Origin of the sequence: Ruegeria sp. ANG-R, from assembly GCF_000813985.1 — a bacterium.
GTDB lineage: Bacteria > Pseudomonadota > Alphaproteobacteria > Rhodobacterales > Rhodobacteraceae > Ruegeria.
Genome location: NZ_JWLJ01000001.1, coordinates 906,558 through 917,653, shown reverse-complemented (window position 1 = coordinate 917,653; position 11,096 = coordinate 906,558). Strand labels below are relative to the sequence as shown.

Below are 11,096 nucleotides of genomic sequence, written 5' to 3'. Positions count from 1 at the left end.
TCATAATTGCTGACCTGTATAGCAATTTTCTCCTTTATCGTAACGATTTCCCCGTTTGATTGTGGAATTTGTTACGTGTTTCATATAGGGCTGCCCAAGGATAACGAAAGTTGCGGCGATGGATTGGGATAAGCTCAGAATATTTCACGCGGTTGCGGATGCGGGCAGCCTCACACATGCAGGAGACAAGCTGAATCTGTCTCAATCCGCCGTGAGCCGCCAAATCCGCGCGCTCGAAGAATCATTGGATGCGACCCTGTTCCACCGTCACGCACGTGGTCTGATTCTGACCGAACAGGGTGAATTGCTGTTCGATGCCACCTCGGCCATGTCGAAACGTCTGGATGCGGCCGCCGCGCGCATCCGTGACAGTGAGGATGAGGTTTTCGGCGTTCTGCGCGTCACCACAACCTTCGGATTTGGTACATTGTGGCTGGCCCCGCGCCTGCCCAAACTGTACGAGCAATATCCCGACCTCAATATCGACCTGATGCTTGAGGAGCGGGTTCTTGACCTGCCCATGCGCGAAGCGGATGTCGCCATCCGCATGAAAGAGCCCAGCCAGGCCGATCTGGTGCGCAAACGCCTGATGACCGTGCAGATGTTGCTCTATGCGACGCGAAGCTATCTCGATACCAACGGCGGGGCGCCGGAAACACTGGAAGATATCGCAAAGCACAGGTTGATCTGCCAGACGCCCTCTGCCCCTCAGGTTGGGGCAAGTGCGTCAATGGTTCGGCATCTGATGACCTACAATCCCGGCTCATTGCTGACCGTAAACAACTATTTCGGAGTTCTTCAGGGCGTCCTTCACGATCTTGGGATCGGGGTTCTGCCAGACTATGTGACCGAGGACTTTCCCGATCTGGTTCCCATCATGTCCGATATCGAAAGCGCAGATGTTCCTGTGTACCTGGCCTATCCCGAAGAGTTGCGTCATTCCAAACGGATAGCGGCGTTCCGTGACTTTGTGCAGGATGAGATCATCGCCCATCGAAAGCAGCTAAGACAGTTGGGCAAACTATAGCCATGCGCCCAGAGCATAACGGGCATGACAACGGTATCTGCTGATAAACCTTGATCGTTAAGAAACTGCCCCCTAAATGAGCACTCGAAGGCGGTGATGCTGCAACGCTCATCATCTTCATACCTCCCTGTTGGACTACGGCCGAGCTTAGTGCTCGGCCTTTTTTTTGCGCTAAGCTGATGCAATTCAGTGGAAAGCACTGGGAAAATCGAACACCCGGGCCTATGATCCCGGAAAAACAATCAAATTTCGTGTTCGAGGGCAAATCCATGTTCCACTCATTCCGCCTGTTGTTGGCGATGGTCGCTGTCGTGTTCATGGCGGTACCGCTGTATGCGCAACACACAAGCGCAACTTCCACCGTCACGATCCCCGAAGATCTGACCCCTGAACAGGTCGATGGTCTGGTCGCGCGCATGTCCGATGATCAGGTTCGCTCGATCCTGCTGGAGCGACTTGATGCGGTTGCAAAAAAACAAGCCGCGCAAAAGGAAGGACATGAGGACCCGCTGACAGAAATCAACGAGATCTGGACGGAAATGGTAGCGTCCTGGACTGAGGTTCTAACGACGGTTCCCAATATCATCAGCGCACAGGTTACCGCCTTCGGCAATTTCGCGGATAAGTTTGCAGAACCAGGTGTTCTCACGCTGTTTGGGTTGGTGCTTTCGGTGCTGATCGTCGGCTACGTGGCGGAAAAACTGTTTGGCATTCTGACCCGCCGCTGGGTCAAGACCACCGAAGTCGGAGAAGAGGCCGACCTTTGGGGCGCCGTACAATTCCTGTTCCGACGCTTCTGCCGTGAGATTGCGGGACTTATCGTGTTCTACGTTGTCATAAGGGCGGTTGGCCGTGGACTACTGACACCGGAACAGATCACCTATGCAGCCCCGTTTGTATTCTACCTGATCTGGATTCCTCGTTTGGGCGCGGCTGCGTCACGCTTTGTTCTCGCGCCGCAAAAACCGCAATTCCGTCTGGTGAATATTGACGACCACTGGGCCAAATATCTCCATCGTAACTTGATTGGACTGCTGATCCTGATCGGTTTCACACTGTTCGTTATCCGCTTCAACAACCTGAATGGGGTTACCGGCAGCGAAACGCGCATCGGCTTTTGGTTAAACGCCGCAATCCATGTCTATATCGGTGTTATCGCGTGGACGGCGCGCGAAGGGCTTTCGCAGATGATGCTGGGCACCGACCCGGATCACACCAAATTCGATGAAGAAGTCGCACGTCTTTACCCCTATTTTGCCATTGGCGTGTCGGTCGTTATCTGGTTTTTGGTCGAGTTCCTGGTCGCACAGCGCAACCCGGCAATCCTACGCGTACTTGGAAGCGGGGCACATTTCACCACCATGTTCTGGCTGTTGATCGCGCCTGCGCTCGACACGTTAATTCGCGGTCTGGTGCGGCACCTGCAACCGCCGATGTCGGGTGAAGGGCCCCTGGCTGAACGCGCCTACCGATCAGCCAAGCGCAGCTATATTCGGATCGGCCGGGTGGTGGCAGGCGTCGTCGTCGTATTCATGATCTCCCGTGCCTGGCATCTCGACCTGCGCAATGTGGCATCTGCCGGAATAGGCACGGATGTGGGTGGCGCGGTTATCGAGTTCCTGCTGATCATCGCCGTCGGCTACATTCTGAATGAGATCGTCTCGCTTTGGATCAACCGCCGCCTCGCGAAAGAGCAAACCGCAGCCGAGGAACTGGATGAAGAGGCCGGGGGTGAAGGCGGCGGTGCCGGCGGTTCGCGCCTGGCGACCGTTCTGCCCCTGCTGCGGATCACCGCACAGATCACCATCTCGGTGATATTCGGACTGCTGGCGTTGAGCGCGCTCGGCATCAATATCACCCCGCTTCTGGCCGGCGCCGGTGTTCTGGGTCTGGCCATCGGCTTTGGCGCCCAGAAACTGGTGGCCGATATCGTCGGCGGCATCTTCTTCCTGATCGACGATGCCTTCCGCGTCGGCGAGTATGTCGATGTCGGCGGGACGATGGGTACGGTCGAGAAAATCTCGATCCGCTCAATGCAACTGCGCCACCACCGCGGTCCGGTGCACACAATTCCTTACGGCGAAATTCAAAAACTGACCAATTTCAGCCGCGACTGGGTGATCATGAAGCTGAAATTCACCGTGCCTTTCGATACCGATCCGAACAAGGTCAAGAAGATCTTCAAAAAGATCGGTGCCGAGATGATGCAGGACGAGACCCACAAGGATGGCTTCCTGCAGCCCTTCAAATCTCAGGGCGTGTTCGACTTTGATGACGTCGGCATGATCATCCGAGGCAAGTTTATGGCCAAGCCCGGCAAGCAATTCACGCTTCGCAAGGAAATCTTCAATCGCGTGAAGGCCGAGTTCAACGCCAACGGCATCGACTTTGCCCGCCGCGAGGTTCGTGTCGCCATCCCCGGACTGGAAGAAGCCGAGAACCTGACAGAAGAACAAAAAGCAGCTGTCGGAGCGGCCGCGGCAGACTCGATCAACAAGGGGGAAGCCCCGGCCTGACCTTTTGGTCAGCAACATGATTAACGGGTCCGGCACTCTCGCCGGGCCCGTTTTTTCTTTGGCAGTTTAAGCCTGCGCTGACTTGACCCTTCCCACGGGCGCGCCCTTGCCCTAAAAGGCGCGCAATCTCGGCCACCCTTGGACAAGGACAGACGATGCAAGAGCCCGCTATCACACCCGATCTGATCGCCGCACATGGGCTCAAGCCCGAAGAATACGACATGATCCTCGAGATCATCGGGCGCGAGCCGACTTTTACTGAACTTGGCATCTTCTCAGCGATGTGGAACGAGCATTGTTCCTATAAGTCGTCCAAGAAATGGCTGCGTACGCTGCCGACCTCCGGCCCTCAGGTCATTTGCGGCCCCGGCGAGAATGCGGGCGTGGTGGATATCGGCGACGGTCAGGCGGTCGTCTTCAAGATGGAAAGCCACAACCACCCCTCGTACATCGAACCCTACCAAGGCGCGGCGACGGGTGTTGGCGGCATTCTGCGCGACGTTTTCACAATGGGCGCGCGTCCAATTGCCTCGATGAATGCGCTGTCCTTCGGCGAACCCGGCCACCACAAGACGCGACAACTGGTGAATGGCGTCGTCGAAGGCATCGGTGGCTACGGCAACTGCTTCGGCGTACCCTGCGTAGGTGGCGAGGTTCGTTTTCACCCCGCCTACAATGGCAACTGCCTTGTGAACGCGTTTGCCGCGGGTCTGGCTGACAGTGACAAGATTTTCTACTCGGCCGCCTCTGGCGTTGGAATGCCCGTCGTTTATCTGGGCGCAAAAACTGGTCGTGACGGTGTGGGTGGCGCGACTATGGCATCGGCCGAATTCGATGACACCATCGAAGAAAAGCGCCCCACCGTTCAGGTTGGCGACCCCTTCACCGAAAAACGCCTGATGGAGGCGACGCTGGAGCTGATGCAGACCGGCGCGGTTATCTCCATTCAGGATATGGGCGCTGCGGGCCTGACTTGCTCGGCCGTTGAAATGGGCGACAAAGGTGGGCTTGGTGTTCGTCTCGATCTTGAAAACGTCCCCCAGCGCGAAGAGAACATGACCGCGTATGAGATGATGCTGTCAGAGTCCCAGGAGCGGATGCTGATGGTCCTCAAGCCCGAGCTTGAGGCTGAAGCCCGCGCGGTATTCGAGAAATGGGATCTGGATTTTGCCATCGTTGGCGAAACGATTGCCGAAGACCGCTTCCTGATCATGCACAATGGCGAAGTCAAAGCGGACCTCGTCCTCTCCAAACTGTCGTCGACGGCGCCGGAATACGACCGCCCATGGGAACCAACCCCGGACGCGGGAGAGTTGGCCGACATACCCCAGATCGACCCGATCGACGGTTTGCGCGCCCTGCTCTCATCCCCCAACTACGCGGGCAAGCAGTGGGTGTATGAACAATACGACACGATGGTGATGGCGGATTCGGCGCGCACTCCGGGACTGGGCGCAGGAATGGTCCGCGTTCACGATACCGACAAGGTGCTGGCCTTCACCAGCGACGTAACCCCTCGTTATGTCCGTGCCAATCCGGTCGAGGGCGGTAAACAGGCAGTCGCCGAAGCCTACCGCAACCTGACCGCTGTTGGGGCCAAGCCACTCGCCACAACCGACAACCTGAATTTCGGCAATCCCGAAAAGCCCGAGATCATGGGACAGTTCGTCGGCGCGATCCAGGGCATCGGCGCAGCAGTGGGGGCGTTGGATATGCCGATCGTTTCGGGCAACGTCTCGCTTTATAATGAGACGGATGGTCAGGCGATCCTGCCAACCCCGACCATCGGCGCGGTTGGTCTTCTCTCCCACAGCGACGAGATCATCGGAAACGAGGTTCGGGATGGCCATGTGGCGCTGGTCATCGGCGAAACCAAGGGTCATCTGGGACAGTCCGCCCTGCTGGTCGAAGTGTTCAATCGCGAAGACGGTGACGCGCCACATGTCGATCTGGACGCCGAGGCGCGCAATGGCGAATTCATCCGCGCCAATCGCGAGATGATCAAGGCCTGTACCGATCTCAGCGATGGTGGTCTCGCACTGGCGGCGTTTGAACTTGCCGAGGCGGCAGGCGTAGGCGTTTGTCTGGACGACGCCTCGACCGAGTTCCTGTTCGGCGAAGATCAGGCTCGCTATCTCGTGGCCTGCAATTTCGATCAGGCCGAGGCGCTGATGATCGCCGCAGGCCAGGCCGGTGTTCCATTGGTCTCGGTCGGTCGGTTCACCGGCGACACCGTCAAGATTGGAAACTCCGAAGCCCCGCTGGAAGAATTGACCGAAACCTACCGAGGCAGCTTTGCCGAAGCGGTCGCCTGATCACACAGCGTCTGGCATGTTCCAAGCCTGCGTCCCAACCGGGCGCAGGTTTCGTCGTTGTGGCGCCCCCTTGTGCCCTTGCACGCTTTGGTCAGGCGATCTACATCTTGGGAAAGACCTTTAGGAGTAACCTACATGCCGATGAGCGCCCACGAAATCGAACACCTGCTGCGCGAAGCCTTTCCCGACGCGGAAATTCAGGTCGGCGGTCAGGACGGCGTACATATGTCAGCCATGATCGTAGACGAGAGCTTTCGCGGCAAAAACCGGGTACAGCAGCAGCGCGCAGTCTATGCAGCCCTGAAAGGCAAGATGGACGGCCCGGATGGGGAGCTACACGCGCTGGCGTTGACGACGAAAGTGCCAGAGTAAATGTCGGCACTGATGGATATTCTGTCTGCGTTTGCTTGGTGCGATGATATCGTGGGGTTCGTCAAGCATGGTCCTCGATATTGGAGAGTCACAAGGCAGAAACGCCGCCGCGACTATCAATTTTATCGCTAAGAGGATTGGCATTGAACCTGACCTTCTGGATCATATGCGTGATCGCAGCTTTGATAGTTGCCGCAGCACTGATCGAAGCCTATGTCAAACGCCACAGAAAACGAAAACTGTCGGATATGCGCCCCGACCCTGATAAGCTGAGCAAGGTTGGGGGGATTGAACGCTACGGACTTGACCCGGTGACCTTGGCACAAGCAGAACACCGACGGCTTGAAAAAGAAGGATGGGCACCTGATCTGCCCAACGATAAAACGACCGCCACAGAGGCGGATGAAAAGGACAAGCAAGATGAGCGACGTTAAAACCCAGATCGACGAAACCGTCAAAGCCAACGATGTGGTGCTGTATATGAAGGGCACCAAAGAGATGCCCCAGTGCGGGTTTTCATCCCGCGTGGCCGGCGTTCTGAACTATATGGGTGTCGAATATACCGACGTGAACGTTCTGGCGGATGAAGCGGTTCGTCAGGGTATCAAGGACTATTCCGACTGGCCGACAGTTCCTCAGCTTTATGTCAAAGGTGAATTCGTCGGCGGCTGCGATATCATCACCGAGATGACTCTGTCGGGCGAGCTGGACACATTGTTTGATGAGAACGATGTCGGTTACAACAAAGACGCAGCCGATAAAATCCGCGAAGCGAACGCATAAGCTACTTGCCGACACAGTCCCTGAACAATACGCGTTCCGGGGCTGTGCTACCGTCGGCCTGATGGCTGATCGTGGCTTCCCATCCCTTGGAGCGCAGCATATACGTCCCTGCCCCGCCGACAGATTCATAGCGAATGCCCGAGCCGCTCTGGACCTGCTTCATGGCGATTAACTGATCCTCAAGCAGCATGGCCGCGGCCCCGGAACCATCGGAGGCGTTGAAATACGATACTGGTACCCGAGTGTTGTTCTCACAGCTGAACGTCACGGACAGGATATCGATTTCAGCCAGCGCCGCCGTGCCGCACATGGAAACGACGATCGCGTAAACAGCGGTGCGGGCGATTTGCATCAGCCTGTCCTCTCTTCGATCACCGCAGCCAGCGCTTCAGCCCGGGCCGCCATTTCTGCCAGCGTATCCGTGACCGAGGGCGGCACCACTGCAACCTCGATCCGTTCAGGCTCTGGCTGAGGTTGATTGCGCAACCGTTTCAACTCGGCCTCGGTTTCAATCAGTTTGGCTTCCGCCAGTTTCACGCGATCTTCGTGGGCTGCAGCTTTGTCCGCCAGCATCAGCCCCGCCATCAACAGCATCCGCGCTTCCGGCATCCGCCCGATCTGGTCGGACAAAACCTGTGCCTCGTCATCCAGTAATTTGGCAGCAGCCTGCAGAAACGGCTCTTCACCCTCCTGGCACGAGACATCAAAACCCCGTCCGCCGATATGAATGGTTACTTCGGGCATTATTCCACCTCTCCTTCAGCCAGGTTGGCATGGGTCAGCAAAGGCTCCAGCCGAGCCAGCACCGCATGTGCTTCGGCAGCGTCCGAGGCCCGCGCGGCGCGTGTCGCCTCCAATTCGGCAGCCGTTGCCCGGTTCAGCAAATCTGCGTCAGCAACACCGTCTTCCGCAGCTGCCCGCAATTCATCGACAGCGCTCCGAAGCTGCTCATTCGCATTGCGCAACCGCTGCAGATCATCATCCAGACGTGACATGGCAGCACCATGACTGGCGCGCTCGGCGCGCAACATCTCAAGCTCAGCACTGAGTTCAGTCAGCCGCTCACTGTCGGCCAGTTCCCCGCGCAGGCGAGAGAGTTCCGCCTCCATCTCTCCAACACGACCGGCAATCGGTGTCAGCTGCTCTACCTCAGCGCGCAACGCCTCGGCTTCACCCGCGGCATTTCGATAGGATTGCAGAGTTTCAATTTCGGCTTTGAGCGCAGCAACTTCGTCACTGTTTTCAAGCGCCGCCTTGGCATCCGCCAGTTCCGCGCGTGCGGCTTCAACCGTTGCCAGTTGCGAGGTCGCCTCTGCCAATTGCGCACGCAGCGTTTCCGCCTCACCATCCGGTGCCGATTGCGCCCGCAATGCGTCGATCTCTTGCGCGTGTCTCTCTTTGATCGTTTTCAGCCGTTCTTCCAGCTGGGCATTGGCCACCCGCTCTTCTTCAAGCGCCGAGCGTAACGCCGTATCACCGCCAGATGCAGGTCCAGAATCCCGCAGGGCGTCGACACCGCTGCCGATCCGCTCCATCGCTGTTATGATACGGCGTTGTAGTTCTTCGATCTGACTCATGCCTGTGTCACCTCTTTACCAAGGTTCATTCTGCTGTACGCCTGTCCGAATCAAAAGCGGCGGCTCTCGGCCCCAGTCTAACGGAATGTGACGGAAAATACCCACTGTTTGGTTTCAAACACTTGCACAACGCTGTTGAAGCAGCAAATCGGCGCAACACCCGGTTCTGCTTGCACTTTGGCAAGCGGATGGTATTCAGCGCCCATCTGCCCGTAACCCAAAGGAACTACGCCCGTGGACCTGACTGCGCTGCGCAATGCCAACCCCGAACACTGGGACAAGGCTGCGGCCATCCGCACCCTGACCCTCGACGCCGTCGCCGCTGCCAATTCCGGCCATTCCGGTATGCCGATGGGCATGGCCGATGTCGCGACCGTTTTGTTCGAGAAACACCTGAAATTTGATGCCACAGCCCCGAACTGGCCGGACCGCGATCGGTTCATCCTGTCGGCGGGCCATGGCTCGATGCTGGTGTATTCGCTGCTGTATCTCACCGGACACGCCGACGTGACTTTGGAGGAGATCAAGAATTTCCGCCAACTCGGCGCCAAAACCGCCGGCCATCCCGAGAACTTTCTGGTTGATGGTGTCGAAACGACCACCGGCCCTCTGGGTCAGGGCATTTCAAACGCTGTCGGCTTTGCCATGGCCGAAGAAATCCAGCGCGCGCATTACGGCAAGAAGGTCGTTGATCACTATACCTATGTGATCGCGGGCGACGGTTGCCTTATGGAAGGCGTCAGCCAAGAGGCGATCACTCTGGCCGGTCGTCACGAACTGAGCAAGCTGATCGTGTTCTGGGACAACAACAACATCACCATCGACGGCACTGTCGATATTGCCGATCGCACCGATCAGGTGCGCCGTTTCGCGGCCTCAGGCTGGCATGTGATCGAAATCGACGGCCACGATCCCAAAGCCATCGACGCTGCCATCGTGCAGGCGAAGAAATCCAACAAGCCGACCATGATCGCCTGTGAAAGCCATATCGCTCTCGGTCATGCGGCGCAGGACACATCCAAAGGCCACGGTGCGCTGACCGATCAGGATCAGCTCAAGGCCGCCAAGGAAGGTTATGGCTGGCCGCATGATGCGTTCGAAATTCCGGCCAACGTGAAATCCGCATGGCAGGCCATCGGCGCCCGTGGTGCAGCCGAGCGGGCAGCCTGGGAGGAACGCTTCGCCCAGCTGTCCGAGCGCAAGCAGGCCGAATTCAACCGCGCCTACGCGTTTGAAGCCCCCAAGAAACTGGCCGGAGCCATCCGGGCGTTCAAAAAACAGATATCGGAAGACCAACCCAAACTGGCCACCCGCGCCTCGTCCGAGAAGGTCCTGAATGTCGTGAACCCGATTATGACCGAGACCGTTGGCGGTTCCGCTGATCTGACGGGTTCGAATAATACGAAATCGGCTGATATGGGTGTGTTCCTTCCGGAGAACCGCAAGGGTCGTTACATCCACTACGGTATCCGCGAACACGGTATGGCCGCTGCCATGAATGGCATGGCGCTGCATGGTGGCATCCGCCCCTATGGCGGCACATTCATGGCCTTCACTGACTATGCTCGCCCCTCCATGCGTCTGGCGGCGCTGATGAAAGTGCCATCGGTCTTCGTGATGACACACGACTCGATCGGTTTGGGCGAAGACGGTCCGACCCACCAGCCGGTCGAGCATCTGGCGATTTCACGCGCGACACCTAACACGTATGTCTTCCGCCCCGCAGACTCGGTGGAAACGGCTGAAGCATGGGAACTGGCACTGACCTTCAAGCAAAGCCCATCTGTCTTGTCCCTGACTCGTCAGGGCGTTCCAACTGTGCGGACCCAGCACAAGGGTAAAAACCTGACCGCTCAGGGCGCCTATGTTCTGGCTGACGCCGAGGGGAAACGGCAGGCCATTCTGATCGCTACCGGCTCCGAAGTCTCGCTGGCGATGGAGGCCAAAGCAATGCTTGAGGCCGAAGGCATCGGCACCCGCGTCGTCTCCATGCCCTGCATGGAGTTGTTTGCGGAGCAAGATGAGGCCTATCGCAAGCGCGTGCTTCCTGCCGGTGCTGTTCGCGTCGGCATCGAAGCCGCCGTCCGCGCCGGAGGCTGGGACCGCTGGCTGCTGGGAGAGCGCGGCCGCGAAGCCAAAGCCGGCTTCATCGGCATGTCGAGCTTCGGGGCCTCGGCCCCGGCCGGTGAACTCTACAAGCACTTTGGTATTACTGCGGAAGCGACCGTCGCCAAGGTCAAGGAACTTCTGGGGCTGTAAACACTCGGCTCAACAATAAGAGATACAAAGGGCGGCTTTCTCGGCCGCCCTTTCCTATTTTGGCTGCTCCAATTTCGCCCTTAACGCCTTATATGCCAATTTCGCAAAGTCCAATCGCAGTTCGTACCGTTCCGCTGGCGCAATCCCTCCGGGTACCTTTTGCCCGGCCCAAGACAAAACTTGCCGCACATGCGTTCCATAAAGCGGAACGAAGTGCGCGGACTGCCCCGTGAGCAGATTGAACATT

The 11,096-nt window shown here is 57.9% G+C and carries 10 protein-coding genes; 7 read left to right on the top strand and 3 right to left on the bottom strand.

Annotated elements, in window-relative coordinates; translation table 11 throughout:
• Positions 1-118 precede the first annotated feature (118 nt).
• The 6 genes from RA27_RS04570 (at position 119) to grxD (ending at position 7,013) form a co-directional block, all read left to right on the top strand.
• Positions 119-1,027, top strand: a complete 909-nt coding sequence (locus tag RA27_RS04570) for a LysR family transcriptional regulator (RefSeq protein WP_039535360.1) — start codon at positions 119-121, stop codon at positions 1,025-1,027.
• Positions 1,028-1,296: 269 nt separating this feature from the next.
• Positions 1,297-3,543, top strand: a complete 2,247-nt coding sequence (locus tag RA27_RS04565; RefSeq protein WP_039536976.1) for a mechanosensitive ion channel domain-containing protein — start codon at positions 1,297-1,299, stop codon at positions 3,541-3,543.
• Positions 3,544-3,698: 155 nt separating this feature from the next.
• The gene (gene purL / locus RA27_RS04560; protein ID WP_039535358.1) at positions 3,699-5,858 is read left to right on the top strand and encodes a phosphoribosylformylglycinamidine synthase subunit PurL; all 2,160 of its coding nucleotides are present in this window, start codon (positions 3,699-3,701) and stop codon (positions 5,856-5,858) included.
• 135 nt (positions 5,859-5,993) lie between these two features.
• Positions 5,994-6,230: a BolA/IbaG family iron-sulfur metabolism protein gene (locus RA27_RS04555; protein ID WP_039535357.1), complete on the top strand. Its 237-nt coding sequence runs from the start codon at positions 5,994-5,996 to the stop codon at positions 6,228-6,230.
• A 143-nt stretch (positions 6,231-6,373) separates the two neighbouring features.
• Positions 6,374-6,664 (top strand): hypothetical protein, encoded by a 291-nt coding sequence (locus RA27_RS04550; RefSeq protein WP_039535354.1) that lies wholly within the window; start codon positions 6,374-6,376, stop codon positions 6,662-6,664.
• Positions 6,651-7,013: a Grx4 family monothiol glutaredoxin gene (gene grxD, locus RA27_RS04545; RefSeq protein ID WP_039535352.1), complete on the top strand. Its 363-nt coding sequence runs from the start codon at positions 6,651-6,653 to the stop codon at positions 7,011-7,013. The genes RA27_RS04550 and grxD overlap by 14 nt, the downstream gene beginning before the upstream one ends.
• 1 nt (position 7,014) lies before the next feature.
• Here grxD and RA27_RS04540 read toward each other — a convergent pair whose 3' ends face one another.
• Genes RA27_RS04540 through RA27_RS04530 form a run of 3 tightly spaced genes read right to left on the bottom strand, consistent with a single transcriptional unit; the run spans position 7,015 to position 8,590 of the window.
• A complete protein-coding gene (locus RA27_RS04540) occupies positions 7,015-7,365 on the bottom strand; it encodes an MliC family protein (protein WP_039535350.1) in 351 nt (116 codons plus the stop codon).
• On the bottom strand, positions 7,365-7,757 hold the full coding sequence (locus RA27_RS04535) for a cell division protein ZapA (protein WP_039535349.1): 393 nt from the start codon (positions 7,755-7,757) through the stop codon (positions 7,365-7,367). The genes RA27_RS04540 and RA27_RS04535 overlap by 1 nt, the downstream gene beginning before the upstream one ends.
• A complete protein-coding gene (locus RA27_RS04530) occupies positions 7,757-8,590 on the bottom strand; it encodes a hypothetical protein (RefSeq protein ID WP_039535348.1) in 834 nt (277 codons plus the stop codon). Before RA27_RS04530 ends, RA27_RS04535 begins: the two co-directional genes overlap by 1 nt.
• Before the next feature lie 234 nt (positions 8,591-8,824).
• On the opposite strand from RA27_RS04530, the gene tkt reads away from it, so the two are divergent.
• Positions 8,825-10,849, top strand: coding sequence for a transketolase (tkt, locus tag RA27_RS04525; RefSeq protein ID WP_039535347.1), 2,025 nt, complete (start codon positions 8,825-8,827; stop codon positions 10,847-10,849).
• Positions 10,850-11,096 lie beyond the last annotated feature (247 nt).